The organism is Planktotalea sp., assembly GCF_018607995.1.
Taxonomy (GTDB): Bacteria; Pseudomonadota; Alphaproteobacteria; order Rhodobacterales; family Rhodobacteraceae; genus Planktotalea.
On the sequence record NZ_JABBAL010000023.1, the window covers coordinates 346,880 to 373,302 of the forward strand.

Annotated in this window: 26 protein-coding genes and 1 pseudogene; 14 read left to right on the top strand and 13 right to left on the bottom strand. The window is 54.3% G+C overall.

What is annotated here, in order from left to right; translation table 11 throughout:
* Nucleotides 1–57: 57 nt before the first annotated feature.
* Both QZ280_RS10180 and phbB read left to right on the top strand, forming a co-directional pair.
* Nucleotides 58–1,233 carry an acetyl-CoA C-acetyltransferase gene (locus QZ280_RS10180; protein WP_293443537.1) on the top strand — a complete coding sequence of 392 codons (1,176 nt, stop codon included), beginning with the start codon at nucleotides 58–60 and terminating at the stop codon, nucleotides 1,231–1,233.
* Between the two features lie 131 nt (nucleotides 1,234–1,364).
* A complete protein-coding gene (gene phbB / locus QZ280_RS10185) occupies nucleotides 1,365–2,087 on the top strand; it encodes an acetoacetyl-CoA reductase (RefSeq protein ID WP_293443540.1) in 723 nt (240 codons plus the stop codon).
* A gap of 77 nt (nucleotides 2,088–2,164) precedes the next feature.
* On the opposite strand, the gene QZ280_RS10190 is transcribed toward phbB, so the two are convergent.
* Nucleotides 2,165–2,623: a hypothetical protein gene (locus QZ280_RS10190; protein ID WP_293443543.1), complete on the bottom strand. Its 459-nt coding sequence runs from the start codon at nucleotides 2,621–2,623 to the stop codon at nucleotides 2,165–2,167.
* Between the two features lie 316 nt (nucleotides 2,624–2,939).
* On the opposite strand from QZ280_RS10190, the gene QZ280_RS10195 reads away from it, so the two are divergent.
* Nucleotides 2,940–3,518 carry a thymidine kinase gene (locus QZ280_RS10195; RefSeq protein WP_293443546.1) on the top strand — a complete coding sequence of 193 codons (579 nt, stop codon included), beginning with the start codon at nucleotides 2,940–2,942 and terminating at the stop codon, nucleotides 3,516–3,518.
* Here QZ280_RS10195 and QZ280_RS10200 read toward each other — a convergent pair.
* From QZ280_RS10200 to QZ280_RS10220, 5 genes are all read right to left on the bottom strand, one after another.
* The gene (locus tag QZ280_RS10200) at nucleotides 3,515–4,462 is read right to left on the bottom strand and encodes a D-glycerate dehydrogenase (protein ID WP_293443549.1); all 948 of its coding nucleotides are present in this window, start codon (nucleotides 4,460–4,462) and stop codon (nucleotides 3,515–3,517) included. The genes QZ280_RS10195 and QZ280_RS10200 overlap by 4 nt on opposite strands.
* A complete protein-coding gene (locus tag QZ280_RS10205; protein WP_293443552.1) occupies nucleotides 4,462–4,800 on the bottom strand; it encodes a tRNA-binding protein in 339 nt (112 codons plus the stop codon). Before QZ280_RS10205 ends, QZ280_RS10200 begins: the two co-directional genes overlap by 1 nt.
* Nucleotides 4,793–5,605 (bottom strand): pyrroline-5-carboxylate reductase, encoded by an 813-nt coding sequence (gene proC / locus QZ280_RS10210; RefSeq protein WP_293443555.1) that lies wholly within the window; start codon nucleotides 5,603–5,605, stop codon nucleotides 4,793–4,795. Before proC ends, QZ280_RS10205 begins: the two co-directional genes overlap by 8 nt.
* 33 nt (nucleotides 5,606–5,638) lie before the next feature.
* The gene (locus QZ280_RS10215) at nucleotides 5,639–6,139 is read right to left on the bottom strand and encodes a YbjN domain-containing protein (RefSeq protein ID WP_293443558.1); all 501 of its coding nucleotides are present in this window, start codon (nucleotides 6,137–6,139) and stop codon (nucleotides 5,639–5,641) included.
* Nucleotides 6,140–6,328: 189 nt separating this feature from the next.
* A complete protein-coding gene (locus QZ280_RS10220; protein WP_293443561.1) occupies nucleotides 6,329–6,574 on the bottom strand; it encodes an accessory factor UbiK family protein in 246 nt (81 codons plus the stop codon).
* A 95-nt stretch (nucleotides 6,575–6,669) separates the two neighbouring features.
* Between QZ280_RS10220 and lgt the strand changes: the two genes are divergently transcribed.
* The 5 genes and pseudogenes from lgt (at nucleotide 6,670) to QZ280_RS16355 (ending at nucleotide 10,712) form a co-directional block, all read left to right on the top strand.
* Nucleotides 6,670–7,551 carry a prolipoprotein diacylglyceryl transferase gene (lgt, locus tag QZ280_RS10225; RefSeq protein ID WP_293443564.1) on the top strand — a complete coding sequence of 294 codons (882 nt, stop codon included), beginning with the start codon at nucleotides 6,670–6,672 and terminating at the stop codon, nucleotides 7,549–7,551.
* The gene (locus QZ280_RS10230; RefSeq protein WP_293443567.1) at nucleotides 7,548–8,612 is read left to right on the top strand and encodes an SAM-dependent methyltransferase; all 1,065 of its coding nucleotides are present in this window, start codon (nucleotides 7,548–7,550) and stop codon (nucleotides 8,610–8,612) included. Before lgt ends, QZ280_RS10230 begins: the two co-directional genes overlap by 4 nt.
* Nucleotides 8,609–9,364 (top strand): peptidoglycan editing factor PgeF, encoded by a 756-nt coding sequence (gene pgeF, locus QZ280_RS10235; protein WP_293443570.1) that lies wholly within the window; start codon nucleotides 8,609–8,611, stop codon nucleotides 9,362–9,364. The genes QZ280_RS10230 and pgeF overlap by 4 nt, the downstream gene beginning before the upstream one ends.
* Nucleotides 9,365–9,488: 124 nt before the next feature.
* Complete coding sequence (locus tag QZ280_RS10240; protein WP_293443573.1) at nucleotides 9,489–9,632, top strand: hypothetical protein; 144 nt, start codon at nucleotides 9,489–9,491, stop codon at nucleotides 9,630–9,632.
* A 396-nt stretch (nucleotides 9,633–10,028) separates the two neighbouring features.
* Nucleotides 10,029–10,712 (top strand): annotated as a pseudogene (locus tag QZ280_RS16355) (Hint domain-containing protein).
* Between the two features lies 1 nt (nucleotide 10,713).
* On the opposite strand, the gene QZ280_RS10255 reads toward QZ280_RS16355, so the two are convergent.
* Nucleotides 10,714–11,214, bottom strand: coding sequence for an Lrp/AsnC family transcriptional regulator (locus QZ280_RS10255; protein WP_293443581.1), 501 nt, complete (start codon nucleotides 11,212–11,214; stop codon nucleotides 10,714–10,716).
* Nucleotides 11,215–11,417: 203 nt separating this feature from the next.
* On the opposite strand from QZ280_RS10255, the gene trxB reads away from it, so the two are divergent.
* The gene (gene trxB, locus QZ280_RS10260; RefSeq protein WP_293443584.1) at nucleotides 11,418–12,362 is read left to right on the top strand and encodes a thioredoxin-disulfide reductase; all 945 of its coding nucleotides are present in this window, start codon (nucleotides 11,418–11,420) and stop codon (nucleotides 12,360–12,362) included.
* Nucleotides 12,363–12,527: 165 nt separating this feature from the next.
* Complete coding sequence (locus QZ280_RS10265; protein WP_293443587.1) at nucleotides 12,528–14,606, top strand: bifunctional sulfate adenylyltransferase/adenylylsulfate kinase; 2,079 nt, start codon at nucleotides 12,528–12,530, stop codon at nucleotides 14,604–14,606.
* A 143-nt stretch (nucleotides 14,607–14,749) separates the two neighbouring features.
* Here QZ280_RS10265 and QZ280_RS10270 read toward each other — a convergent pair whose 3' ends face one another.
* Nucleotides 14,750–17,038: an adenosylcobalamin-dependent ribonucleoside-diphosphate reductase gene (locus QZ280_RS10270; RefSeq protein WP_293443590.1), complete on the bottom strand. Its 2,289-nt coding sequence runs from the start codon at nucleotides 17,036–17,038 to the stop codon at nucleotides 14,750–14,752.
* Between the two features lie 155 nt (nucleotides 17,039–17,193).
* On the opposite strand from QZ280_RS10270, the gene QZ280_RS10275 reads away from it, so the two are divergent.
* Nucleotides 17,194–17,622, top strand: a complete 429-nt coding sequence (locus QZ280_RS10275; protein ID WP_293443593.1) for a DUF1489 domain-containing protein — start codon at nucleotides 17,194–17,196, stop codon at nucleotides 17,620–17,622.
* Here the strand turns inward: QZ280_RS10275 and hisG are convergent.
* From hisG to hisS, 3 genes are read right to left on the bottom strand one after another with little or no spacing between them, the layout of a single operon-like run.
* Complete coding sequence (hisG, locus tag QZ280_RS10280) at nucleotides 17,615–18,310, bottom strand: ATP phosphoribosyltransferase (RefSeq protein WP_293443595.1); 696 nt, start codon at nucleotides 18,308–18,310, stop codon at nucleotides 17,615–17,617. The genes QZ280_RS10275 and hisG overlap by 8 nt on opposite strands.
* A complete protein-coding gene (locus tag QZ280_RS10285) occupies nucleotides 18,307–19,371 on the bottom strand; it encodes an ATP phosphoribosyltransferase regulatory subunit (RefSeq protein ID WP_293443598.1) in 1,065 nt (354 codons plus the stop codon). Before QZ280_RS10285 ends, hisG begins: the two co-directional genes overlap by 4 nt.
* Nucleotides 19,371–20,855: a histidine--tRNA ligase gene (gene hisS / locus QZ280_RS10290; RefSeq protein WP_293443600.1), complete on the bottom strand. Its 1,485-nt coding sequence runs from the start codon at nucleotides 20,853–20,855 to the stop codon at nucleotides 19,371–19,373. The genes QZ280_RS10285 and hisS overlap by 1 nt, the downstream gene beginning before the upstream one ends.
* A 108-nt stretch (nucleotides 20,856–20,963) precedes the next feature.
* Between hisS and QZ280_RS10295 the strand changes: the two genes are divergently transcribed.
* Nucleotides 20,964–21,173 carry a SlyX family protein gene (locus QZ280_RS10295; protein WP_293443602.1) on the top strand — a complete coding sequence of 70 codons (210 nt, stop codon included), beginning with the start codon at nucleotides 20,964–20,966 and terminating at the stop codon, nucleotides 21,171–21,173.
* A gap of 10 nt (nucleotides 21,174–21,183) precedes the next feature.
* Here the strand turns inward: QZ280_RS10295 and QZ280_RS10300 are convergent, their stop codons facing one another.
* Complete coding sequence (locus QZ280_RS10300) at nucleotides 21,184–22,347, bottom strand: hypothetical protein (protein ID WP_293443605.1); 1,164 nt, start codon at nucleotides 22,345–22,347, stop codon at nucleotides 21,184–21,186.
* A 154-nt stretch (nucleotides 22,348–22,501) separates the two neighbouring features.
* Here QZ280_RS10300 and QZ280_RS10305 point away from each other — a divergent pair, with 154 nt between their 5' ends.
* Nucleotides 22,502–23,158 (top strand): ABC transporter ATP-binding protein, encoded by a 657-nt coding sequence (locus QZ280_RS10305; RefSeq protein WP_293443607.1) that lies wholly within the window; start codon nucleotides 22,502–22,504, stop codon nucleotides 23,156–23,158.
* Nucleotides 23,155–25,560, top strand: a complete 2,406-nt coding sequence (locus tag QZ280_RS10310) for an FtsX-like permease family protein (protein WP_293443610.1) — start codon at nucleotides 23,155–23,157, stop codon at nucleotides 25,558–25,560. The genes QZ280_RS10305 and QZ280_RS10310 overlap by 4 nt, the downstream gene beginning before the upstream one ends.
* 2 nt (nucleotides 25,561–25,562) lie before the next feature.
* Here the strand turns inward: QZ280_RS10310 and QZ280_RS10315 are convergent, their stop codons facing one another.
* Nucleotides 25,563–26,336: a sulfite exporter TauE/SafE family protein gene (locus QZ280_RS10315; protein ID WP_293443613.1), complete on the bottom strand. Its 774-nt coding sequence runs from the start codon at nucleotides 26,334–26,336 to the stop codon at nucleotides 25,563–25,565.
* Nucleotides 26,337–26,423: the final 87 nt, after the last annotated feature.

Genomic DNA, 26,423 nt, shown 5'->3' on the forward strand with positions numbered 1-26,423 from the left:
GGTTGCGCGCAATTTATGCTAAGCTGGCCTCACCACGTCTGAGCACAAAGGGATCAAATGACAAATATCGTAATCGCATCCGCCGCCCGTACTGCCGTTGGCAGCTTTACGGGATCTTTCGCTAACACGCCTGCACATGATCTTGGTGCCACAATGCTGAAAGGCCTTGTCGAGCGCGCGGGCATCGATGCCGCTGACGTATCTGAGACAATCCTCGGCCAAGTCCTGACAGCCGGTCAGGGTCAAAACCCTGCGCGTCAAGCACATGTGAACGCGGGTCTACCAATCGAATCTTCCGCTTGGTCCATTAACCAGGTTTGCGGCTCCGGCCTTCGTGCCATTGCACTCGCCGCACAACACATTCAACTTGGAGATGCGTCTATTGTCGCTGCAGGCGGTCAAGAGAACATGTCCCTTAGCCCCCATGTTGCGCATCTGCGCGCGGGTCACAAAATGGGTGATATGAAGTACATCGATAGCATGATTCGCGACGGTCTTTGGGATGCCTTCAACGGTTATCACATGGGTCAAACCGCTGAAAACGTTGCTGAGCAATGGCAGATCAGCCGCGACATGCAGGATGCATTCGCTGTCGCGTCCCAAAACAAAGCAGAAGCGGCTCAGAATGCGGGCAAGTTCGCTGACGAAATCGTTCCTTTCGTGGTTAAGACGCGCAAGGGCGACATCATCGTCGATCAAGACGAATACATCCGTCACGGCGCAAACCTTGAGGCCATGGCGAAGATGCGGCCTGCGTTTATCAAAGATGGCTCTGTCACTGCAGCAAACGCATCCGGCTTGAACGATGGCGCAGCTGGCGCACTTTTGATGACGGCTGAGGAAGCAGATAAGCGCGGCATCGAGCCACTCGCACGCATCGCATCTTACGCGACTGCGGGTTTAGACCCATCCATCATGGGCGTTGGCCCGATCCACGCGTCCCGCAAAGCGCTGGAAAAAGCTGGCTGGAAGGCCGAGGAACTCGACCTTGTCGAAGCGAACGAAGCGTTTGCAGCGCAGGCATGTGCAGTGAACAAAGACATGGGCTGGAACCCCGAAGTCGTTAACGTCAACGGCGGTGCAATCGCGATTGGTCACCCAATCGGCGCATCCGGAGCGCGTATTCTCAACACGCTCCTATTCGAAATGAAGCGCCGGGACGCGAAGAAAGGTCTCGCAACGCTTTGCATCGGTGGCGGCATGGGCGTCGCTATGTGCCTCGAGCGCTTATAAATTTGGAGGTGAAGGGCGCAACGCAGTGCCCTTCACCTCCAACCCACATTTCTTCACGAAACATTATTGCTAAAACTGAATGTCGTTGGGTAACAAGATTACCGACGCAAATATGAATTGGAGACTACATCATGGGAAGAGTTGCACTCGTCACAGGCGGATCACGCGGCATCGGCGCGGCCATTTCGAAAAAACTACAGGCTGATGGTTTTACGGTCGCAGCCACATACGCCGGAAACGATGAAGCCGCAGCAGCTTTCACCGCTGAAACAGGCATCAAAACCTATAAGTGGAACGTCGCCAGCTATGAAGAAAGTGCCGCGGGCATTGCTCAGGTAACAGCAGACCTAGGCGCGATCGAAGTTGTTGTGGCAAACGCGGGCATCACAAAAGACGCCCCTTTCCACAAAATGACTCCAGAGATGTGGAACCAAGTCATCGACACCAACCTAACAGGTGTGTTCAACACGGTTCACCCAATCTGGCCTTCCATGCGTGAGAACAAGTTTGGCCGCGTCATTGTGATTTCCTCGATCAACGGTCAAAAAGGTCAGTTCGCACAAGTTAACTATGCGGCAACGAAGGCTGGCGACTTGGGCATCGTGAAATCCCTTGCACAAGAAGGCGCGCGCGCAGGCATCACAGCCAACGCAATCTGCCCGGGCTATATCGCAACAGAAATGGTTATGGCCGTTCCTGAGAAAGTCCGCGACAGCATCATCAGCCAGATCCCTGCAGGCCGCCTTGGTGAGCCAGAAGAAATTGCGCGTTGCGTCGCTTTCCTAGCGTCCGACGGCTCGGGTTTCATCAACGGCTCCACGATCTCCGCGAACGGTGCACAGTTCTTCGTCTAAGACGTTTACTGACCGACAACAAAAAAAGCCCCGAACATCGCGTCGGGGCTTTTCCTTATTCAATTCTTAAAGACGCGTTAAATGTGCTCATCCTCAAGATGCAGCTTCATATCGATAAGGACCTGCTGGATCGCGACCGTCTCTTTCAACAAGCGCTTCGCTTCATTCATCGTTATCACCCCGTCTTCGATGGAGATATTGTACTCCGCCATCAGCATCGCAAAACGTTGGCTCAGGGCAGTAACGTCCTGATTGACGCCACCTTTGTCATCTGAATTCTTGCGGCGTTCATCAAAGGATAAGGAAATCCCTTTAAGCTCCGCCAAAGCCGCTGTGATATGCGGATAAAAGGCCGCTTCTTCCAAAGCCGCGAGTGCATCTACTGGCATAAAGCTATCCGAATGCTCTTCATTATCGGAATAATAACGCCCGAACGTCGCCTTGGACTTACCTGTCAATTCGCACGCAGGTTCGATACCCACGTCCTTCACTAACGCTTCGGTATGCTTCTTAAGATAACTGCCTACACCGGCCATACGTCTACCCTCAAAGTCCCCAAGTGCATTTACGGGGAAGTTCCCAAAAACATTCCCGTTAATCCTTTCGCGGTAATGTGAGATTTGTAAACCATTCCGAAAATCTTCGGATCGTGTGAGTAGCTAATAACCCTTGTGTAGGGGCGTTTCGCTAGGGAAGGCGTTTTAGCACTCTTTCTGCCATGGTGCATCTCTAGCTCGGGTAAGAGTATCGGGCGTAACGATCAGATTTTTTGATTGTTACGCCCTTTTTTTTGGCGCGTTCATCTTCATCTTCACCTTGCCAGCGCGCAAATTCATCGCCAAAATCCTGAACATGGCAAAACTGTATTTCCACTATTCAACGATGAACGCGGGCAAATCTACTGTGCTGCTTCAGGCCGCGCACAATTACATCGAAAATGCGATGAAAGTGTATTTGCTCACCGCGCGTTTCGACAATCGTGCAGGGGATGGCCGAATCGCGAGCCGAATCGGCATCGGTAAAGAAGCGGATACATTTGATGTAGAAGATGATCTGTTTGCCAAGATCGAAGCACGCCTGAACGACAGCCCCTGCGCCTGCATCTTTGTCGATGAAGCACAATTTTTGACCGAAGATCACGTGTGGCAGCTCACCCGTGCTGTCGATGATCTAAAGGTCCCTATCATGTGCTACGGATTGCGCGTTGATTTCAGGGGGAAACTCTTCCCAGGTTCCGCAGCCCTGCTCGCGCTCAGCGATGAGATGCGCGAAGTACGTACGATTTGTCACTGCGGAAAGAAGGCGACGATGGTTATTCGTCAAGACGACACAGGCCGCGCCTTGACCGAAGGTGAGCAAGTGCAGATTGGCGGCAATGAGGTCTACGTCTCCCTTTGCCGCCGTCATTGGCGCGAAGCGACGGGCAGCTAGACCGGATTTGGCAGCGCCTCGCCTTTTGCAAAAGCCACCGCGTTCTCCACCGCCATCAGCCCCATACTTGTGCGTACTTCTAGTGTCGCGGTTCCAAGATGCGGCAGTAGTGTGACGTTTTCCATAGCTTTCAAAGCATCCGGAACTTCGGGTTCAAATTCGTACACGTCCAGCCCTGCACCCGCAATGTCGCCTGCCTGCAAAGCTGCGATCAAAGCGACCTCTTCCACCACTTCCCCACGCGCGATGTTGATCAAATGCGCATGCGATTGCATCGCATTCAAGATCTCCGCATTAATCAAATGAGCAGTCGAGCCACCCGGCACGGCCACCACAAGAACATCGACCTGCGCAGCCAATGCAACAAGTGTTTCCACCTGTGTCGCCGCGAAATCCATCACTTTGCGCGACCGATTGAAGTAGCTCACCGTCATCCCAAAACCGAAATGACAGCGCCGCGCGATAGCTTGGCCAATGCGCCCCATCCCAACTATACCCACATGTTTGCCGCTCAAATGCAGCCCAAGCATTTGGGTCGGGTGCCATCCTTCCCAAGCATTTGCGCGCACCGTGCGTTCGCCTTCGCCCGCACGCCGTGCGCTCATCAGCATCAAAGTCATCGCAATATCAGCGGTCGCATCCGTTACGGCACCCGGCGTATTGGTCACCTCGATCCCAGCGGAGCGCGCCGCATCCGTATCGATATGATTGAAGCCCACACCGAAATTCGCCAACATTTTGGCCCGTGCTTCAGGTACATCCGCAAAAATATCAGCCGAATACATGTCACCCAAGGTCGGCAAAACGACATCGTAGTCCCGCAAGGAAGCACGCAACTCATCTGCATTCATTACAGCTGTGTTGTCGCGCAAGTCCACATCAAAAACCTTTCGCGCAGCATCGACAGCCGGTGCGGGCAAAGGCCGCGTGATCAACAATTTCATCAAAACAATCTCACTCCCATCGGCACATCATGATCCGGTGCAATTAGCACCACTTCACCGTTGGCGTCCGGCACGCCAAGCACCAAGACTTCGCTCATAAACTTACCAATCTGACGCGGTGGAAAATTCACCACAGCCATAACCTGTCGTCCGATCAAGCCCTCTGGGCTATAATGTGTCGTCACCTGAGCCGAACTTTTCTTCACACCCAAATCACCCCCGAAATCCACCTGCATCTTGATTGCCGGTTTGCGCGCTTCGGGGTAAGGTTCTGCATGGATAACGCGGCCCACGCGAATATCGACCTGCATGAAATCGTCGAAACTTATCTCAGCCATTACCCAATTCCTTCGAGCGATCGGTCGCCGCTTTCACGGTCGCCGCGATCAAAGGCATCAACGCTTGAGACCCCATCAACACCTCTAGCCCTGCTTGCGTCGTACCATTAGGCGAGGTCACGTTGATGCGCAGTTGCTCTGGGGCTTCATCGGCGACTTGCGCCAACACCCCTGCACCCGCAACCGTCGCTTTCGCCAGTTGCATCGACAAATCTGCGGGCAATCCTTGCGCCACTCCCGCTGCTGCCAGCGCGTCGATCATGTAAAACACATAGGCCGGGCCAGAGCCGGAGACACCTGTGACTGCATCCATTTGAGACTCGCTTTCAAGGCGCACAACTTGTCCCACAGCGCTTAACAAAGCTTCAGCCAAATCCAAATCCGCACTGGATGAATTGCCATTGCCGATGATTGCCGTGATCCCCTTGGCCACGGCTGCAGGTGTGTTGGGCATGGCGCGCACTATGCTCGCATCATTGCCCAGCGCTGCTTCATAAGCTGCAATCGAAACCCCCGCCGCGACGGACAAGAACACGACCCCTGCATTCGGCAAGGCTGCCAACGCGGGCAAGGCTTCGCCCATCATCTGCGGCTTGACAGCGATCAGCACAACGGCCGGAGCTTCGGGAAACCCCTCATTAATATGGACACCCGTGCCAATCAGCCACTCTGACGGATACGGATCTTGCACCCAAACCGATCCTGCAGGCACACCACGCGCCAGCCATCCCGCCAACATGGCGGAGCCCATTTTGCCACAACCCAGCAAAACCATGCCGCGTGCGTTTACTGTCTCTAGTGTCATGTGATCCCCCGAAACTACCTTTAGGGGAAAGTGTTACGCGCGCCCGTAGGCCTCCGCAATGGCGACTTCGAGCGCGTCTTTCACGCTGCGATCCCCCCACACAACCAATTGCAACGCTGGATAATAACGTTCCGCACTAGTCACCGCCGCGCTGATCATCGTGTCAATCTGATCCGGTCCCGCCACCTGACCGCCTGCCAAAACCAAACCATAGCGGTAGACCATCAACTGCTGATCTTCCCAATATGTATAAGCCCCCGCCCAGCAGCGATCATTGATCGCGTTCAACGCTTCATAAAGCTTCGGCAGCATTGCTTTGGGTGGCTCCATCTCAAACGTGCAGATCATACGTAGGGTTTCATCATAGGCGGACCACGCCAGCGTGATCGAATAGTTTCGCCACTGACCTTCCACCGACATCGCGATTTGATCATCGTGAATGCGGTCAAATTCCCATGCGTGATGCTCTGCAAGATGCTCCACCAGATCAATCGGGTGAATGTCGTCTTCGATATTGTGTTCGAGATTAGCCATGCTACGCCCCTAAATCTGGTCTGCACCAATGCATCTTGTGAAAGCTTGGTCTGTTCCTACCACATATCGTGAGGGTGTTGCATCAACCTGTAAAGCTATAACTTGGGGATAACCTCAATAAGCTGTGGACAAAAAAAGACCCGCCACAAAATGCAGCAGGTCGTTCATGAGCTGTAGTGCTAGAAACGCCTACTTAGAGGCAGCGTCCATTGCATCCAAGCGCGCCTTAAGCGCATCGTTCTCTTCGCGTGCCTTTTGCGCCATCGCACGCACCGCATCAAATTCTTCGCGTGTCACAAAATCACGATCCGCCAACCAGCGATCCATCAAGGATTTCATCGCGGTCTCTGCTTCGGTCTTTGCACCCTGCGCCACGCCCATTGCGTTGGTCATAAGTTGCGAAATATCGTCCAGAACTTTGTTTCGAGTTTGCATATTTGCCTCCATCGCGCCATTTGACCTTTATATGGGCTTGAAAGCAGCAGGCCACAAGGCGTCAACTCGGCGCATCCACGCAAGAGGCAAACACCATGCGCGCAGCGATCCAGTTTCCGCCGATCTCACCAGAGATCTTTTCGATCGAGCTGTTCGGCTTTGATTTTGCGCTGCGTTGGTACGCGATGGCCTATATTATTGGTATTCTCATCGGCTGGCGCTTGGCTCTGATGGCCGTCAAAGCCGCAAGGCTTTGGCCCGACAACACATCTCCCTTGACGCCTGCGCAGGTCGAAGACTTGCTGACCTCAGTCATTCTAGGCGTCATAGTGGGTGGCCGTGTTGGCTATGTGGTATTCTATCAGCCCGCTTATTATCTCGCTCATCCGCTCGAAGGGTTGATGATCTGGCAAGGTGGCATGTCTTTCCACGGCGGTCTACTGGGTGTGATCGCTGCGGGTCTGTATTTCTGCGCGCGCACAGGCATTTCCAAATTACACACAGCAGACATGATGGCACTGGCCGTCACCCCGGCGCTTTTCCTTGGCCGCGTGTCTAATTTCATCAATTCAGAGCTTTGGGGCAGACCAACAGATCTACCTTGGGGCGTTATCTTCCCAGATCGCGCCGCCCAAGCCTGTGGTCCTGTCATCGACATCTGCGCACGCCATCCTTCACAACTTTACGAAGCTATCCTAGAGGGCCTTCTGTTAGGTACCTTCATCCTTTGGCTCGTCTGGCGGCGCGATGCGCTAAAGAAACCGGGCATCATCATGGGCACCTTTTTTGCGGGCTACGGCATTGGGCGTTTCCTTGTTGAATTCGTGCGCCAACCGGATGCACAATTCATCACCCTTGAAAACCCGCTGGGCCTTGTGCTGCAAACGGGCGGCTACGGCTTTACCATGGGCCAACTCTTGTCGATCCCAATGATCCTGATCGGGATCTGGTTTATTCTACGCGCCCGCAAAGCATGACCCCACTAGAGCAGATACTTAAGAGCCAAATCGCCACGCAAGGACCGATGAGCGTGGCGGAGTATATGAGCACATGCTTGCTCCATCCCGAGCACGGCTATTACAGCACGCGCGATCCTTTTGGCACAGGCGGTGATTTCATCACAGCGCCGGAGATCAGCCAGATGTTTGGCGAATTGATCGGCCTCACGCTTGCTCAAGTCTGGATGGATCAGGGCCAACCCGCACGAATCGCTTTGGCAGAACTCGGACCCGGGCGCGGCACCTTGATGGCCGATATATTGCGCACGGCCAAGGCAGTGCCCAGTTTCGAGCAAGCCTGCGAGATACATCTTATTGAGGCCTCCCCAAAACTACGCGAGGTTCAGGCAGCAACTTTGTCAGCGCATACCTCAATCTGGCACGACCATGTTGACCAGCTCCCCAGCGATCTTCCGCTATACGCAATTGCGAATGAGTTCTTCGACGCACTCCCAATTCGCCAGATGGTCCGCGACGGTGAGGGATGGCGCGAACGCCAAATTGGCCTTGACAATGACGCGCTCGCCTTTGGGCTAAGCGCGCCTGCCCCGCTCACCGCTTTGGATCATCGCTTGAACGATACGAAAGACGGCGATCTCGTTGAACTCTGCGCTCAAGCCCCGCTAATCATGCGAGCCCTCGCGGAGCGGATAGAGACAAATGGTGGCACAGCGCTGGTCTTCGACTACGGCGATTGGCGCTCGCTTGGGGACACTTTGCAAGCGGTCCACGCTCATGAAAAAGTACCCGCCTTGCACAAACCTGGGCAAAGCGATCTGACCTCCCATGTCGACTTTGAAGTGTTGATCACCGATATGCCTTGCACGCATTCCCGCCTAACACCGCAAGGCGTCTTTCTGGAACGTCTTGGCATCACAGATCGTGCGCAAGCCTTGGCGAAATCCTTAGGCGGCACAGCCTTGGAGCACCACATCGCCGCGCATCGCCGCTTGACCCATCCCGATGAAATGGGAACGATATTCAAAGCCCTCGCGTTCTTTCCAAAAGGCACACATCCACCCGCAGGATATGAAGTATGACTATTGAGAACCTCAAAGCTGACATTCTTAGCCATGTGCAGCATGGATTTTTCACACGCAAAGGTGGTGTATCAAGCGGGATCTATGAGGGTTTGAATTGCGGTGTCGGCTCCAATGATGATGAGCAGGCTGTTGTCAGCAATCGTGCTCGTGTCGCCGAAACAATGGGGGTACAGCCGCTCGCACTTGTGGGCGTGCACCAATATCACAGCGCCGATGTCGCCGTCATTGACGCGCCAACGACCGAGCGCCCGAAAGCCGATGCGATGGTAACCAATCAAAAAGGCATCGCACTGGGTATCCTCACCGCGGATTGTCAACCGGTACTATTTTTGGACCCAGTGGCCAGCATCATCGGCGCAGCACATGCAGGTTGGAAAGGCGCGCTTGGAGGGGTTCTCTCCAACACGGTCGCCGCTATGGAAAAGCTCGGGGCCAAACGCGACAACATCTCAGCCGCAATCGGGCCCTGCATTTCACAAGCCGCTTATGAAGTCGGTCCAGAGTTCTTTGAAGACTTCATCGCGCAAGATCACAGTTTTTCGCGCTTCTTTGCAAATGGCCAAGAGGATCGCATGCAATTCGACCTTCCCAGCTTTGGCCTGCACATGCTGCGCGAAGCGGGTGTTGGCTCTGCGGAATGGATCGGACACTGCACATACCAAGATGCAGCGCGCTTTTACTCGTACCGTCGCACGACGCATCATAAAGAAGCAGACTACGGGCGCCTGATCTCCTGTATCCGTTTGTGAACAATCATGGGGTTTCCCCGCTATTAACCCAAATCGACCCAAAGCCCGCCACTTTGCCGCCCCAATCGGGCGGCATCACTGTTCCTGAGACGTAAACAAAAACAAGTATCAGGCAGTATTCGATATGAAACCCAAGGCACGCTTTATTGCATCGGTTGTGAAAACAACAAAATCTGACATCCCGGCACTCCCTTTTGAGCGCGGTGCACGTCGTGCAGCGTTCATTGCTAAGCGCGCAGGTGAGAAAACGGATCGCAAATCAGCCTAACCTAAATTCCAAGGTATCCCTTTGAGGCCGATAACAGCGCTGTGATTCGGCCCTGTTGGTGTGTAACGAGCCCGCTTCTGGGCAACATTGTGGCAGCTTTGCCTTTTTCTGGCGAAACAGTCAGCGCGTAACAAGTAAGATTGGTGTAGAAAAATGACAAAATTAACCCAAGTCTTGACAGACGCTCTCAGGGCATGACATCCAAAATTCAGATTTAACGACTTGTCCGGTCGTCGTTGTCGGTGGGGGCCGACGCGGTTGTGACATACCTCGATTGGTATTTTCATGGCTAACCAGCTCTCTCCCGCTTTGCGGTCCGAAAACACATATTCCCTTCCGGTCAAAACGGATCTGATTGCTCCTTCCCAAGAGCGGTCTCAGCGCACCCAGCCTCTCATGCGCAAATTTGAGATCGCAACGCCCCGTCCTTGTGGCAACGCGCGCACCTCTCATTACCTTGCGCCCGCTACTGGTCTGTTTGAAGCAACTTGTTCGGCCTTTGCACGTGGGGCCTTGATCTCCACACCAATGGGGCCTGTTGCCATCGAAGACCTTTATCCCGGCGATCTAGTGGATACGGTCGATGGCGATCCGATGCCTGTCACTTGGATCGGCTCCACTAGTTTTGTGCCAGCCCAAGCCCTTCCAACCTCCTCTCTCAAAGGCCTTATTCGCTTGGTTGCGGATGGCTATTCTTAATCCGGCGCGCTTGGTGATCTACTTTTGGGTCAGAACGCGCGTTTGCTGCAAAGCTCACCTGCGCTGAAAGAAAAGATAGGGGTCGGCGCTGTTTTGACACCTGTACGCGATCTGGAAGACGGTTTCTCCGCCTTCTTGCTCTCACCCCCAAGCCCTGTGCGCTTGTTCCATATTCGCACCGCAAAACACGCGGCGGTCTATGCTAATGGACGCGCGGTTGCGACATATCATCCCGGCAAAGGTGTCGAGGACTTGCTAGGCGACAACATGCGCTCGCTCTTTCTGTCGCTCTTTCCAGACATTGCTAGATTCGAAGATTTCGGCGCGTTGGCTTACCCGCGCATGTCAAAAGACACGCTCGAAAGTCTGACGCGCAATTAGATCATTCTGACTTGCTTAAGCGCTCTTCAAGCACATCAAACGGAACCCCGGGCTCGTCTTTTGCACCGCGAATGACGAGCGACGTTTTCACGCTGCCCACGTTTTCGGTGGTCAGCAATTGCGATGTGAGAAAGCTCTGGAAAGAGCTCAGATCGGGTGCGACGCATTTCAGCACGAAATCCACTTCGCCGTTGAGCATATGACATTCCCGCACAAGCGGCCAACTGCGGCACTGCTCTTCAAACGCGCTTAAATCGGCCTCGGCTTGGCTTTGCAGCCCGACCATCGCGAAGACTTGTACCTCAAACCCAAGTTCGCGCGCATCAACCTCCGCGTGATAGCCTTTGATATAGCCCGCTTCTTCAAGCGTGCGCACACGACGCAAACAAGGCGGAGCGGAGATTCCAACGCGTTTCGCCAATTCAACATTGGTCATGCGACCATCAGTCTGCAATTCCGCAAGAATTTTGCGATCAATCGGATCAAGTCGCGTACCAGCCATCAGTGTCCCCTAAAATAACTTTGCCAATATACTCTAGCCGCCCACAGATACGCAATAATATTTCGCGTTTGCGCAACAAAATTATCTGAACCGTAATAACTGGTCCGCATGCTCGCAAATCCGTGATTGGAGCGCTTGGCGCTTTTAGCGGCCCCGATTCCACGGTATAGGGAGTGCGAAATTCAGGATAGGACACCGATCACATGGCCGAAACCCGTCATTCTAAAGTACTTATCATTGGGTCTGGCCCTGCTGGCTATACCGCAGGCGTTTACGCGAGTCGCGCGATGTTGAACCCTTTACTCGTGCAAGGGATCGAGCCCGGTGGACAGCTAACAACAACCACGGAAGTTGAAAACTGGCCCGGCGATACAGAGGTCCAAGGCCCTGATTTGATGGTCCGTATGGAAGCCCACGCCAAAGCAATGGGCTGTGAAATCGTCAGTGACATCATCTCTGATCTCGATCTGTCTGAACGCCCGTTCAAAGCTAATAGCGACAGCGGCACGCTTTATACATGCGATGCTGTGATCCTCACGACAGGTGCGCGCGCGAAATGGCTTGGCCTTCCGTCTGAGGAGAAATTCAAAGGGTTCGGCGTGTCCGCTTGCGCAACATGTGACGGCTTCTTCTATCGCGGCATGGAAATCGTCGTCGTAGGTGGCGGGAACACGGCCGTTGAAGAGGCGCTGTTCTTAACCAACTTCGCCTCCAAAGTGACGCTAGTACATCGCCGTGATGAATTGCGTTCCGAAAAAATTCTTGAAGATCGTTTATTGAAGAACCCGAAGATCGAAACGCTCTGGTTCCATGAAATCGAAGAAGTCTACGGTACCGATGCTCCGCTCGGCGTAGAAGGCGTGAAAGTGAAGCACACGAAAACAGGCGAAATCACCGATCTGCCCTGCAAAGGCGTGTTCATCGCCATCGGCCACGCACCCGCGAACGAATTGGTCAAAGACGTGCTCGACACCCACATGGGCGGCTACGTTGTGACCCAACCCGACAGCACGGCAACCTCAATCCCAGGTGTGTTCGCGGCAGGTGATTTGACGGATCACAAGTATCGACAAGCCGTAACCTCCGCTGGCATGGGCTGTATGGCCGCCTTGGAAGCAGAGCGCTGGCTAGCTGAAAACGACGGTTAAACATCTGAAATTTTGAAATATTGCAACGCGCCTCTCAACCGGAGGCGTGTTTTTCGTTGTGCATTGGTCACGTTCAAACACGCCATATTATGAACACTTGAGCGAAAGTTTGAAATGTCAGATTTAAAGATTGTTCAAAAATGAACAAACATTTAGAAGACAACCATGTACGCTACTGAAATCAAATCGCAGCCTCAAGAAGAGGATCAACTCTTCCGCTTCTTGCGTCAGCTTGATTTGACGCCAGACGCATCGCAGCGCGTGATTGCCAGTGCGCTTGGCATCTCCCTAGGTCGGCTCAACACGCTTTTGCGTGCTACGGCTGACAAAGGCTTCATCAAGATTGGTGAGCGCAACAGCACCGACAAACGCCAGCGCGTCTCTTACGAAGTAACGTTTCGTGGCGCGGCCGAAAAGGTGCGCCTTACCGATCAATTCCTTACCCGCAAATTCGCAGAATACGACGCACTTCACGCCGAACTAACAGGTGCCACAAGCGGACTAGAACCTTTCAAACACAGGACCAAACTGATGCAAAATAATCTTGCTCCAATCTCCGAACTTTATGTCAGCTACGAGTCAGCGCAAAAGCTGAAGGTCGAAGCCGCAGACCTTACCTCGCATGATATGTCCCCGCGTCAGATTTGCGATCTGGAACTGTTGATGAACGGCGGCTTCAACCCGCTCAAAGGCTTCATGTCCGAGGCAGACTATGACGGTGTCCTCGAAAACATGCGCCTCGCAGATGGCGCGCTTTGGCCAATGCCAATCACTTTGGACGTGTCTGAGGATTTCGCACAGACCATCGAGCTTGGCCAAGACATCGCACTTCGTGATCAAGAAGGCGTTATTCTAGGCACGATGACAGTTACAGACCGTTGGGAGCCGAATAAATCTAACGAGGCGATTAAGGTTTTCGGTGCCGACGATGACGCCCATCCGGCGGTGAATTACCTTAATAATCAAGCAGGTAAAATCTATTTAGGCGGCCCCGTCACAGGCATTCAACAGCCGGTTCACTACGATTTCCGCGGTCGCCGTGACACACCAAACGAGTTGCGTGCGTACTTCCGTAAAATGGGTTGGCGCAAGGTTGTTGCCTTCCAAACGCGTAATCCACTGCATCGCGCGCATCAGGAACTCACCTTCCGCGCGGCGAAAGAAGCGCAAGCAAACCTGTTGATCCACCCTGTTGTTGGCATGACCAAGCCGGGCGATGTGGATCACTTCACCCGCGTGCGTTGCTACGAGGCGGTTCTTGATAAATACCCAAGCTCCACAACCTCAATGTCTTTGCTGAACCTCGCTATGCGTATGGCTGGTCCGCGTGAAGCAGTTTGGCATGGTCTGATCCGCGCAAATCACGGCTGCACGCACTTTATCGTGGGCCGCGACCACGCTGGCCCCGGCAAAAACTCCGCAGGCGAAGATTTCTACGGGCCCTACGACGCCCAAGACCTCTACCGCGCCAACCAATCCGAAATTGGCTGCAAAATGGTTGATTTCAAACACATGGTTTGGATCGCAGAGCGCGCGCAATACGAAGCTATTGACGAGATCAAAGACAAGGACAAGGTCACAATCCTCAACATCTCCGGCACGGAACTTCGTCGCCGCTTGTCCGAGGGCCTCGAGATTCCAGAGTGGTTCTCTTTCCCTGAGGTCGTCAAAGAATTGCGCCGCACGAAACCACCGCGTTCCAAGCGAGGTTTTACCGTCTTCTTCACCGGCTTCTCCGGCTCCGGCAAATCCACAATTGCGAATGCTTTGATGGTGAAACTGATGGAAATGGGTGGCCGACCTGTGACGCTTTTGGATGGTGACATCGTGCGTAAGAATCTCAGTTCCGAACTGGGCTTTAGCAAAGAACACCGCGATCTGAACATCCGCCGCATCGGCTATGTGGCCTCTGAAATCACCAAGAATGGCGGCATCGCCATCTGCGCGCCCATCGCGCCATATGCGACGACCCGTCGTGCTGTGCGTGAGGATGTGGAGGACTTTGGTGCCTTCGTCGAAATCCACGTAGCAACGTCGATTGAGGAATGCGAAAAACGGGATCGCAAAGGTCTTTATAAGCTCGCACGCGAAGGCAAGATCAAAGAGTTTACAGGTATTTCAGACCCTTATGATGTGCCTGCAAACCCTGAACTCAGCGTTGAAACTGAAAACGTTGAAGTAGACAATTGCGCGCATCAGGTTCTTTTGAAGCTTGAAAGCATGGGCCTCATCGCCGCGCAATAACAGAACAGGGCGCGTAGTTATGCGCGCCCTGTTCTACCAAACTTGCTGTTAGAGCGCGACAATCTCATCTGCACTCGGCACACGCCGATTGTTTTGTGGCGATCTTAAAGCAAGCGCTTGCGATCGCACCCAGTGTCATTGGCTTAGCCGCACTTGCTGTGGCCACAGCTGCCGCAAGTCATGCATCCCTCGACCATGCGCAGATCAAATTGACCGCAGCTCGGGCAGGCCTTGCCGCGGTTCTGCGGCATGCTAACGACCTCAGCTTTCGGATCGCTCTTAAGGCCCATGCCCTCCCCCTCGAGGAAACCGATCTGGATCAAATGCTGTTCCAAGACACCGCCAAGTGCCGCAAGGATGGATGGAATATACTTGCCACCAACCCACGCACCACCGCGCGGATCAAAGACCGCTTTCAACTCTTCCACAACAAACGACACGTCGCCGCCACGGCGGAACACCGCCGACATCATCCGCGTGAGCGCAACTGTCCAAGCAAAATGCTCCATGTTCTTGGAGTTGATGAACACCTCAAACGGACGGCGACGACCGCCTTCGATCACATCGTTAACAGTCAAGTAAATCGCATGCTCACTGTCAGGCCATTTTAACTTGTACGTCGCGCCTTCCAATGATTGCGGACGATCCAAAGGTTCGGACATATAGACCACATCGCCGTGCGGGCGCATGGGTTCCGCGTCCGTGTTGGCAATGACTTCTGGCGCGTCTTTGTTGTCTTCAGAGACGCTCAAAACGGACCCAGTCACATCGTTCGGGCGATAGGTTGTGCAGCCCTTACAGCCACTATCCCACGCTTCCATGTAGACCTCTTTGAAATCGTCGAATGCAATGTCTTCAGGGCAGTTAATTGTCTTGGAGATGGAGCTATCGACCCATTTCTGCGCCGCCGCTTGCATGCGCACGTGATCCAAAGGCGCAAGTGTTTGCGCATTCACAAAGTAGTCTGGCAGTTCCTTATCACCAAACTTGTCGCGCCACATTTGCACAGCGTAATCAACGACTTCCTCTTCTGTACGCGAGCCGTCTTTCTGCAAAACCTTGCGCGTGTAGGCGTATGCAAACACAGGCTCGATACCCGACGACACGTTGCCAGCATAAAGGCTGATCGTCCCCGTCGGCGCAATCGAGGTCAGCAAAGCATTGCGAATACCATGCTCGCGGATCGCGTCGCGCACGTCCTCATCCATGTCCTGCATCGCTCCACTGGCCAAATAAGCCTCAGCGTCAAACAAGGGGAACGCGCCTTTTTCTTTCGCCAAATCGACCGACGCCAGATATGCGGCGCGCGCAATTGCGTGCAACCATTGATCCGTTTGACGCGCCGCTTCCTCGGAACCATAGCGTTGTCCGACCATCAAAAGTGCATCCGCCAAACCGGTGACACCCAGACCAATTCGGCGTTTCGCAGCAGCTTCACGCGCCTGCGCATCCAGCGGGAATTTGGACGCATCAACCACATTGTCCATCATACGCACAGCCGTCGCGACCAGCTCGTTCAACGCAGACACATCCAAAGCAGCGTCCGCTTCAAACGGGTTAGGCACGAGGCGCGCAAGGTTAATCGAGCCGAGCAAACACGCACCATAAGGTGGCAAAGGTTGCTCCCCGCACGGGTTCGTCGCCGCAATCGTTTCACAATAGCCCAGGTTGTTGGCTTTGTTGATACGGTCGATGAAAATTACGCCGGGCTCGGCATAATCATAGGTGCCCTGCATGATCTTGTTCCACAACTCTAGTGCGCGGACCGTTCGGTAAACTTCACCGTCGAACTTCAATTCCCACTCTGCATCCGCCTTCACCGCTTCCATGAAGGGATCAGTGATTAGCACAGACACATTGAACATACGCAAACGCGCGGCGTCGGATTTCGCTGTGATGAAATCTTCGATATCAGGGTGATCGCACCGCATTGTCGCCATCATCGCACCACGACGCGAACCAGCACTCATGATCGTGCGACACATCGCATCCCACACATCCATAAAGCTTAACGGACCAGAGGCATCTGCGGCCACACCCTTAACATCTGCGCCCTTGGGACGGATCGTAGAGAAATCGTAGCCAATGCCGCCGCCCTGCTGCATCGTCAAAGCGGCCTCTTTCAGCATCTCGAAAATACCACCCATGGAATCGGGAATCGTGCCCATTACGAAGCAGTTGAACAAGGTCACATTGCGCGCAGTGCCTGCACCGGCGGTGATGCGCCCCGCTGGAAGATATTTGAAATCCTCCAAAGCCGCATAAAATTGCTCTTCCCAGTGCTCCGGGTCTTTTTCCACTTTCGCGAGGTCTTTGGCGATGCGACCCCAGGAATCCTCAACCGTTGCGTCTATCGGCGTGCCGTCCGCTTCCTTGAAGCGATACTTCATATCCCAAATCTGTTCAGCGATAGGCGCGGCAAAACGGTTCATGTGACGATTCCTTTGATGTGCAGAGGTGTAAGATAGCCTATTAAGGATGTGTTCAATAGGCGGCAATGAACTTTTCGGCACATCATGCAAATACTACGCCTTGATGTCGCTCATAGTTCACATACCATATGTTGCGTCAAAGGTGGGAATTTTCTGTGAACAAGCATATTAACCTTATTAAACTGAGCGTCGGCACAGAATCAGTTGAAAGATTGGACGCGTGGCAGCAAATGCGCGCGGCTGCGAATGACGGTTTGAACCGTCACGTCACCCGCATGTGGCCCAAGCGCGCGCTTGAAATCATGCGAGGTGGTTCGATCTATTGGGTAATCAAGGGTGTAATCCAAGCACGCCAACAAATTTTGCGGTTTGATGAAGTGATCAGCGACGATGGCATTCGTCGCTGCGCAATTGTTATGAAACCCGGCCTCATTCGCACGCAACATGCGCTTAAGCGCCCCTTTCAAGGCTGGCGGTATCTCAAGCCTGAAGATGCTCCCGCGGATCTTCCAGAAGACCGCATGCACGAAGAGCCAATGCCCGCCGAACTTAGTGCAGCACTTGCCGAAATTGGGGTCAGGTGAGCTTTAAGGTGGTTAACAATTCCGCCAAGTTCTTACGCTCAGCGTCACTGAGGTTAACATTTAGAGCTTTGAACAATGTCGCTTGAGAACGTAAAGCAGGGCCGTCGTCAAGCAACCTCAAATGGTTCGCACGCAAAGTTTCGCCTGTGGATGTAATATCCGCCACCGCCTCTGCCGTTTCGTTCTTCACAGTTCCTTCAGTCGCGCCCTGACTATCCACCAATTGGTAATCCGCAACTCCATTTTGGCGCAAATACTCACGGATCAAACGGTGATATTTCGTAGCAATTCTCAATCTAAAGTTGTTTGTCGCGCGAAACTTCGCAGCGGCAGCGTCAAGATCATCCAGCGTACGTACATCAACCCAAAAGTCTGGCACAGCGATGATCAGATCCGCATGACCGAAGCCCAAAAGCGCTAGCTCTTCGACCCTTTGCTCCCAATTGCTGAGCTTTTCGCGGATCAAATCCGTGCCCGTCACTCCCAAAAGAATGCGCCCTGCCGCCAGTTCACGAGGGATTTCACCCGCGGACAGCAGCACCAATTCGACACCGTCTACTCCGCGCACGGCACCCGCATATTCGCGATCCGATCCTGTGCGCGACAATTCAACACCGCGTTCGCCAAACCACTCAAACGTTTTTTCCATCAAACGGCCTTTGGACGGCACCCCAAGCTTGATCGTCATGCTGCGCCCACCAAGTCCAAAAGTAGATCAGGACGAATGACGCCGCCCACCGCTGGAATTTCAGCGCCTTGGCCCAGTTGCTTGGTCAGCGCATCATAGCGTCCACCGGTCGCGATAGGCGGTAGATCTGTTCGTGTTTCTGCGTAAAAGCCAAAGACAAAGCCGTCGTAATATTCCATCAAGCTACGACCATAGCTCGTCGCGAACTCGATTTTCTCGACATCAACTCCGCGTGTCTTCAACGCGATCATTCGCGACCTCAAACGTTCAACCGCAGGTCCAATCGCTGGCATCTCAACCGCGAGACCCCTCAATTGCGGCACCGCCAAAGGAAGCATCGCGCGGACGTTCAAAAGCGCATCCAACAAGTCTACAACAGCCTTGGGGATCGGAGTAATTTGCGCGTCTACGCGAAGCTCATCCAATCGGTCCTGCACATCAGATGTACGACGCAAACCAATCTCTGGACCCGCATTTTCAAACGGATTTTCCAAAGCCAAAGCTTCGCGCGCAACACTTGGTGTCGAATACTGTTCGAGCAATGAGCGAAACTTCTGTGGCCGCCAGATGTGACGCAGCAAAGCTCCCTTGCGTGCTTCAGATGTTTCAAGCGCTGACACAGCGGCGACTAAAATCCCTATGTCACCCGTAGCAGCCTTCACTGGGGCCGCGCTCAAAGCCTGCGCGATCAATGCAAATACTTCGGCATCGGCAGAAATCGGTTCTGCGCGGTCAAACACCTCATAGCCGACTTGCGTGTATTCGTTCGGGCGGCTCTCATCATCGTCTTGGCGACGAAACACGGTGCCCGCATATGTGTAGCGCGCGGGATCTGCCCCCGCTTCCATATGCATCTGCACGACAGGAACCGTGAAATCAGGTCGCAACATTTGCTCCCCGCGGAGCGCGTCGGATGTGATGTAGGCCCGCCCGCGAATATCCTCGCCGTAGAGGTCAAGCAACGTACCCGCTGGCTGCAAGATCGAGGTCTCAACAGGTAAAGCGCCAAGCTGTTCGAAATGCGCGCGTAACTGCGTCGCAAGAGTACTAACGCGAGTCATTATTCTTGGCTTTCCAGAATTTCGCGCACCTTCGCAACCAAATCGCCGCGCGGCACTTCGTATTGACCGGGGCGATCTTTCCATTCTTCCAGCGTCGCGCTTTCGGCAATCTTGGCCCCAAGGATCAGATCTTTGATTTGAATGACGCCCTTTTCTTTCTCATCACCACCCTCAATGATCGCGATGGGCGAATTGCGTTTATCCGCGTACTTGAGTTGGTTGCCGAAATTCTTGGGATTACCAAGGTACACTTCGGCGCGGATACCAACCTTTCGCAGCTCGGACACCATGCGTTGATAATCCGCCATACGCGCCTTATCCATGACAGTGACCACCACAGGACCCACCGCGTGACTCTCAACGTGACCCTTCATGCGAAGGGCGGCGAGCAAGCGATCAACGCCGATGGACACGCCCGTTGCGGGGACTTTCTGGCCGGTGAAACGCTTCACCAGATCATCATAGCGACCGCCACCTGCAACAGAACCGAAGTTGCGCGGACGCCCTTTTTCGTCCTGAATTTCGAAAGTGAGTTCGGCTTCAAACACGGGGCCAGTGTAGTAGCCAAGGCCACGCACGACTGACGGATCAATCTCGATCCGGTCAGGGCCGTAACCCTGTGCCTCCAACAACTCTGCGATTGTTAGCAATTCGTTAACACCCTCTTCGCCAACTTTGGAGCCGGCAACCAATTCGCTGAGACGTGCCGCTGTAGCTGCGCCGCTATCGCGTTTGGCGGACATGAAGCCCATGACGATGTCAGCTTGCGCATCGCTAAGCCCAGCACCTTTGGTGTAATCGCCACTTTCGTCTTTGCGACCCTCGCCCAGCAGCGCGCGCACGCCGTTTTCGCCGAGGCGATCGAGCTTATCAATCGCGCGTAAGACAATGCCGCGTTCGTCCGCTTTATCATCACCCGCAATGCCGCAGACTTCCATGACGCCGTTCAAAACCTTGCGGTTGTTGACGCGCACAATGTAGTCGCCACGCTCGATCCCGACGACTTCCAACGTGTCGCTTAGCATCGCGCAGATTTCGGCATCCGCCGCAACAGAGCCAGCCCCGACCGTGTCCGCATCGCATTGATAAAACTGACGATACCGCCCCGGACCCGGCTTTTCATTGCGCCACACAGGACCCATCGCATAGCGGCGATAGGGCGTCGGCAATTCATTGCGGTTCTGCGCATAAACACGCGCCAAAGGGGCGGTCAGATCGTAGCGCAAGGCGAGCCAATCTGCTGTCTCATACTCTTGCCACGCGAACACTCCTTCATTCGGGCGATCTACGTCGGGCAGGAACTTGCCCAACGCCTCGACCGTCTCGACAGCGGAACTTTCCAAAGCATCAAACCCATAGCGATGATACACACCCGCGATCTTTTGCAGCATCTCTGCGCGCTCGGTCACTTCCGCGCCGAAGTAGTCGCGAAATCCTTTCGGCGCTTGCGCCTTGGGACGGGGGGCTTTTTTCACTTTGGCCATGGGTCTCTTTCTCACTGGCTAGATGTCTGCCCTTTACCTTCCAAGGTCACAGGGGGCAACAGGTACGCGCGAATTGCGCAGCGCGCTGCGCCGTGTTAGCCGCACCCTATGAGTGAGATCCGTATCCAAGCCCTTGAAGAAAAGGCAGCCGAGTTGTTGAAAACAACCGATGAGTTGTCCGATGTGATTGCGCGTCAAGAACGCGAGATCGCAGTGTTGATGCACCGCGTTCAAATGCTGATGCAGCGTGAAGGGGAGCGTGACAGTCAGGGTGGCGGCGGCATTGTGCTCGGTGACGAACGGCCTCCGCATTACTAGGGTCAGGGCCCTAGGTCTTTATTTTAACTTTTGCGATCTGCTGCAACGACCCAACCGTCGTGGAGCAAGATATTCGACCAGCTCGCGTTGCTGCCAATGCGGTCATAAGTCGAAATGAACAAAGTGTTTTTTTCACCTTGTTGATCTTTGCACCACAGGCTTTGTTTTTACCAACACCACATACGGAGCGTTTGATCCCCTCATACGCCTGGTCTGTCAGACTGTAGGGTTGCGCTTTGCTTAGCAGACCATAGCGCAATTGTTCGTGCATCGTGGGACTGCCAAACAGAGCCAAAGGAGCCGTGAAAGTACGTGCACAATTATCATCAAACCCGGTCACATAGAAGGGGCGCGGCGCGCTGGAGCCGGGATTATTGTCTATCAGCTTATAGCCGCGACCACGCGCGGGAAATTTTTCAACCTGTTTACCAAGGCGTCCACCGAGCAGGTCACACACACGTGCCACAGCACCCGAGGGGAGCCGCGTTCCAAAAGCCACGATCTCAGAGTTAGGGCCTTTGTGCTTGCGGTTATTTTTGCGAAGCGGGGTCGAAAGCGGATCTGCCGATCTAGGCGCGATAACCGCGCCAAGAGACGCGGTTTGCACGACCGGCTCCGCAGGAGCTGCTTTGTCGCTGGCACGCGCGCCTGCCAAAAGGCCGAACAATCCACGACGTGGTTTTTCGACAGCCTCTGGCACGGCCTCGGTGATTACTGCTTGATTTTCAGGCGCTGCAGCAAGCGCCGTTTCCACGTTGTCGTCGAGGATTTGGGCGGTCGCTCTTTCTGGCGCTGCCAATGTGGCCACATCGACAGCCGGTTGATTTTCTTCTTTCGCGCGTAAAAACCCGAACAGCCCACGTAGTTTTGGTTCGGCAAAAGCGACAACTGTCGTGGTTTTTAGTGCTACGCTTGCCGTCGTATCTACACCAAACGCAGCGCTTACCGCTGCGTCGGTCTCTGATAGGGTCGCAGGTTCAGGCTTTGGATCACGGTTGAACAGGCCGGAAAACAGCCCGCCTTGCGTTGTGCTCTCAGTGGGATCAGGCAAGGCCGCGACGCTTTGTGTGTCGTCTGCAAGCTCGACCGACGAGAGTTTATCCACTTTCGCGAGCGGGCCGCCACAGGCCGTCAAAAGACTACACGCTGTTACAAGAGTAATAAACTTCTTCAACCGTCAATCCACGCCTAGAAACAGCAAAATATTTAGCGGCATTTCTAGAGAAATTCTTAAGCTTCGTAAACGAAAGCCTGCCCAAGTGGCAGAGCTTTGCTTGAAAGCACCTCCTGGCCGCTATTTAGTACCACAAATCACTCGGAGAGCACGCATGATCCTCAACGCGCAAGACATCCATAAGGGATATGGGACCGCTGATCTGCAGACGGATGTACTACGCGGGGTGTGTTTAGCGCTGGAAGCTGGCCAAAGCCTTGCACTAATGGGGGAATCCGGCTCGGGCAAAAGCACGCTCTTGCATCTAATCGCAGGCCTAGACGTCCCGGATCACGGTGAGATTGCGGTCAACAATCAGATCATGTCAAACCCCAGCGACACGAAGCGTGCAGAGTTACGGCGACAGCTTGTCGGGATTATTTTCCAACAGTTCAACCTGATCCCAAGCCTTCGAATAGATGCTAATATCTCGTTTCAAGCGCATCTCTCAGGGCGTTATGATGCAGATTGGTGCGCAAAACTTGCCACTCGCATGGGGTTGAGCGCGCATTTGGAGAAATATCCCGAAGCCCTGTCAGGCGGCCAACAACAACGCATCGCTATTGCGCGTGCCCTCGCGGCGAAGCCTGCGTTAATTTTGGCGGATGAACCTACGGGAAACCTTGATGAAGAAACCGCGCAAACAGTTTTGACGCTGTTGCTCGAGATAACCCGCGAGACGAACACGGCCCTATTGATGGTCACCCATTCAGCCACCCATGCAAGCGCGCTGGATCGACAATTGACCCTGCGAAGTGGCAAAATCGCGTGACGCAAGCGGGCACAGCCCTGCGTGCGCTATTGTCTCATTGGCGGCACGCGCCCTTGCAACTGTTTACGTTGCTTATGGGATTGGCCTTGGCCACAGCGCTTTGGTCCGGTGTTCAGGCAATCAATTCGGAAGCCCGTGCAAGTTACGGCGCTGCAGCGGCACAAGTCGCACAGGGCCAGTCTGACCAGATCGTCGCCCGCGCGGATGAGAATATGAGTGTCGCGGATTATGTCGCTTTGCGCCGATTAGGCTGGCTGGTGACACCACAGATCGAACACAGGCTGGAATTGGATGGTGAGACGGTGCGACTGCTTGGTGTAGAGCCACTCACTACGCCGAACCTGCCTGGATTTTTTGACATACAAACCTTGCCGATGGATCAATTCTTCTCACAATCGGGGTTCGCGTTGGTGTCTGAAGACAGTACCAAAGTGATCGAGGCGCTTGGCTGGGGATTCAAGATTGCACCCAATCTTGCCGCAGGCACCGCCATTGCGGACATCGGTTCCGTCGCAATGCTTGCAGAAGGTGGCGACACATTGGATCGGCTGATTGTGCTGGGAAACAACGCGCAAGACCCAGGCATACTGGAAGACGTCACACCGCATTTACAATATGTGAACGCACCTTCCGGCAACGATGATATCGCAAGGTTGACTGACAGCTTCCACATGAACCTTACCGCATTTGGCCTTTTGTCATTTGCGGTCGGACTGTTCATCGTCTACGGCGCTATCGGCCTCGCCTTCGAGCAACGCCGCACCATGTTTCGCACGCTTCGCGCATTGGGTGTGTCGCTGCGCCTCCTCATCACGCTCCTCGCCGCAGAACTGTTGATCTTCGCCACACTCGCGGGTGTCTTTGGGATCATGCTAGGCTACCTCATCGCCGCCACTCTTTTGCCGGACGTTGCAGCCACCCTGCGCGGGCTTTACGGCGCGGAGGTCGCTGGCACATTACAGATCCGCGCATCGTGGTGGATGTCGGGGCTTAGCATGGCCATCGGGGGGACGTTGATCGCCAGCATCGGTACATTCTTGCGCCTCGCGCGCTTGCCCTTGATGGAGGCGGGCACACCGCAGGCATGGGCGCAGGCCTCGCGGAAAGTCATGATCTATTTGGGTTTATTGGGATGCATCTTGCTGGGGGGTGCCGCTGTTCTAACCACACGTGCCTCGAGCCTCGTGCAGGGATTTGTGCTTTTGGGATGTTTGCTGATAGGGGCCGCATTCTTGCTGCCGCTGATATTGGATCGCTGCTTGGCCTTGCTCGAGCGTGCCACAAAACGAGCCCTGCCCCAGTGGTTTTGGGCAGACTCACGCAGTCAAGTGCCGGGTTTGTCAATGGCGCTTATGGCGCTTTTGCTCGCCATTGCTACAAATGTTGGGGTCAACACGATGGTGTCGAGCTTTCGTTTGACCTTTACCGGATGGCTTGATCAACGGCTCGTGTCCGAGCTCTATGTAACTTTGGACCGTGCTGAGCAGGCCAGCGATATGCGTCGCTTGCTTGCCGATGAAGTGACCACTTTTCTGCCTATAGTGAGTGCGAAGATCGAGCTTGGCGGACAACATGCCGAGGTTTATGGCGTGACGGATCACAGCACGTACCGCGATCACTGGCCGCTGCTCGAAGCCGCTGATAACGTTTGGGACAGATTGCAAGAGCCGGACACCGCGCTGATCAACGAACAGTTTGCGTTGCGGTCCGAACTGGCCGTCAGAGATCGCGTTGAGGGAGCACAGAACCAGACGATCGTTGGCGTGTATTCCGATTACGGCAACCCTGCGCCGCAGATGATCATTGGTATGGAGGCGTTCGCAATACTCTATCCTAACATCGAACCCGTGCGCTTTGGATTGCGTATCGCGCCTGAAAACATTGTGCGCGTCTCAAAGATTTTGCGCGAAGATCTAGGTCTTCCTGCTGACGCGATGGTCAATCAAGCGCGTATCAAAGCGCTCTCGCTCGGAATATTCGAGCAGACGTTTACAGTAACCGGCGCGCTGAACATTCTGACGCTCAGCGTCGCAGGATTTTCCATAATGATGAGCCTTCTGACGCTTGCCCAGATGCGCCTGCCACAGCTCGCACCAATTTGGGCGTTGGGGGTAACCCGCGCGCAGCTCGGGCGGTTGGAATTGATCCGCTCCGTCGTGTTGGCGGCGGTTGTCACTTGCTTGGCCGTGCCCTTGGGGCTTGCGCTATCTTGGGTGTTACTGGCAGTGGTCAATGTTGCGGCCTTCGGGTGGCAATTACCGATGTTCCTGTTCCCGAAATCCTATCTCGTACTCTCGGCCATTGCTTTACTAGCAGCGATCATTGCAGCCGCTTGGCCCGCGCAACGTCTTGCGCGCATCGCGCCACATCAGTTGCTGCAAGTCTTCTCGGGCGGACGTTAGGACTAACCAAACATGCCACGCCGCAGCAGGTTTAATCCACCGATGATCAAGATCAGCAAGGTCATTTTTCGAAACATCGCCTGATCGAATTGATCGGAAATTCTACCGCCAAGCCACATCCCAAGGATCGCTGTTGGCAAAAGCGACATCGACAGCGGCAAAGTCGCACTGTTCAAAATGCCCGACTTCGTATGACCAATAACCAGCAGCACCGCACCAAGACCGTAGATCACGCCTTGGGCTAACATTTGCTGTTTTTTTTCAGTGCCAATCATCGTCAGATACGCGACAGTCGGCGGCCCCCACATCCCAGACACGCCACCAATCAGGCCCGCAAACGCACCGATCCCCACGTCGAGGCCTTTGCTTTGGCCGTACGCGCCCGGTTTAGGCGCGCGACCAGACAACTGCCAAATTGCGAAACCCGTGATCGCAATACCGATGATCAACAAAAGCGTGCGTGCGGGCAGCAAAGGCACCAATTGCGCCGCGCCAAACATCATAAATGCACCAACGCCAAGGAACACTTTGAAGCGTTTGATCGTTTGCCATACATCGCGAATACCATAGCGAAAGATCTGCATCGCGTTGGTCACGAGCGTCGGCAGCAACAGTGCTGCAAGCGCGAGATCGGGCGCGGTGAAGGTGCTGATGCCAGAGAGCAAAATGGTCGGCATCGCAAAGCCAACAATGCCTTTGATCACACCTGCGAAAAAGGCGATGAAAAGCGTCATGATAAACAAAGGCAGCGTTAGAATCGAAAGAATAGCGTCCATAGAAGTGACATATCAGGGCAAGCATGCCACCGCGAGCCCTGGCGTAGCGCGCGGCGCAAGAGGATCAATGCGTAATATAAAAACAAT

What these genes read in the sequence shown, in the direction of transcription:
- QZ280_RS10270 (WP_293443590.1), bottom strand. Translation starts at nt 17,038, where the DNA reads ATGAACCGTTTTGCCGCGCCTATCGCTGAACAGATTTGGGATATGAAG.
- QZ280_RS10305 (WP_293443607.1), top strand. Translation starts at nt 22,502, where the DNA reads ATGATCCTCAACGCGCAAGACATCCATAAGGGATATGGGACCGCTGAT.
- QZ280_RS10180 (WP_293443537.1), top strand. Translation starts at nt 58, where the DNA reads ATGACAAATATCGTAATCGCATCCGCCGCCCGTACTGCCGTTGGCAGC.
- QZ280_RS10220 (WP_293443561.1), bottom strand. Translation starts at nt 6,574, where the DNA reads ATGCAAACTCGAAACAAAGTTCTGGACGATATTTCGCAACTTATGACC.
- QZ280_RS10285 (WP_293443598.1), bottom strand. Translation starts at nt 19,371, where the DNA reads ATGACTCGCGTTAGTACTCTTGCGACGCAGTTACGCGCGCATTTCGAA.
- hisG (WP_293443595.1), bottom strand. Translation starts at nt 18,310, where the DNA reads ATGACGATCAAGCTTGGGGTGCCGTCCAAAGGCCGTTTGATGGAAAAA.
- QZ280_RS10315 (WP_293443613.1), bottom strand. Translation starts at nt 26,336, where the DNA reads ATGGACGCTATTCTTTCGATTCTAACGCTGCCTTTGTTTATCATGACG.
- QZ280_RS10190 (WP_293443543.1), bottom strand. Translation starts at nt 2,623, where the DNA reads ATGGCCGGTGTAGGCAGTTATCTTAAGAAGCATACCGAAGCGTTAGTG.
- QZ280_RS10230 (WP_293443567.1), top strand. Translation starts at nt 7,548, where the DNA reads ATGACCCCACTAGAGCAGATACTTAAGAGCCAAATCGCCACGCAAGGA.
- pgeF (WP_293443570.1), top strand. Translation starts at nt 8,609, where the DNA reads ATGACTATTGAGAACCTCAAAGCTGACATTCTTAGCCATGTGCAGCAT.
- hisS (WP_293443600.1), bottom strand. Translation starts at nt 20,855, where the DNA reads ATGGCCAAAGTGAAAAAAGCCCCCCGTCCCAAGGCGCAAGCGCCGAAA.
- QZ280_RS10255 (WP_293443581.1), bottom strand. Translation starts at nt 11,214, where the DNA reads ATGGCTGGTACGCGACTTGATCCGATTGATCGCAAAATTCTTGCGGAA.
- QZ280_RS10295 (WP_293443602.1), top strand. Translation starts at nt 20,964, where the DNA reads ATGAGTGAGATCCGTATCCAAGCCCTTGAAGAAAAGGCAGCCGAGTTG.
- QZ280_RS10200 (WP_293443549.1), bottom strand. Translation starts at nt 4,462, where the DNA reads ATGAAATTGTTGATCACGCGGCCTTTGCCCGCACCGGCTGTCGATGCT.
- lgt (WP_293443564.1), top strand. Translation starts at nt 6,670, where the DNA reads ATGCGCGCAGCGATCCAGTTTCCGCCGATCTCACCAGAGATCTTTTCG.
- phbB (WP_293443540.1), top strand. Translation starts at nt 1,365, where the DNA reads ATGGGAAGAGTTGCACTCGTCACAGGCGGATCACGCGGCATCGGCGCG.
- QZ280_RS10265 (WP_293443587.1), top strand. Translation starts at nt 12,528, where the DNA reads ATGTACGCTACTGAAATCAAATCGCAGCCTCAAGAAGAGGATCAACTC.
- QZ280_RS10215 (WP_293443558.1), bottom strand. Translation starts at nt 6,139, where the DNA reads ATGGCTAATCTCGAACACAATATCGAAGACGACATTCACCCGATTGAT.
- QZ280_RS10205 (WP_293443552.1), bottom strand. Translation starts at nt 4,800, where the DNA reads ATGGCTGAGATAAGTTTCGACGATTTCATGCAGGTCGATATTCGCGTG.
- trxB (WP_293443584.1), top strand. Translation starts at nt 11,418, where the DNA reads ATGGCCGAAACCCGTCATTCTAAAGTACTTATCATTGGGTCTGGCCCT.
- QZ280_RS10195 (WP_293443546.1), top strand. Translation starts at nt 2,940, where the DNA reads ATGGCAAAACTGTATTTCCACTATTCAACGATGAACGCGGGCAAATCT.
- QZ280_RS10240 (WP_293443573.1), top strand. Translation starts at nt 9,489, where the DNA reads ATGAAACCCAAGGCACGCTTTATTGCATCGGTTGTGAAAACAACAAAA.
- proC (WP_293443555.1), bottom strand. Translation starts at nt 5,605, where the DNA reads ATGACACTAGAGACAGTAAACGCACGCGGCATGGTTTTGCTGGGTTGT.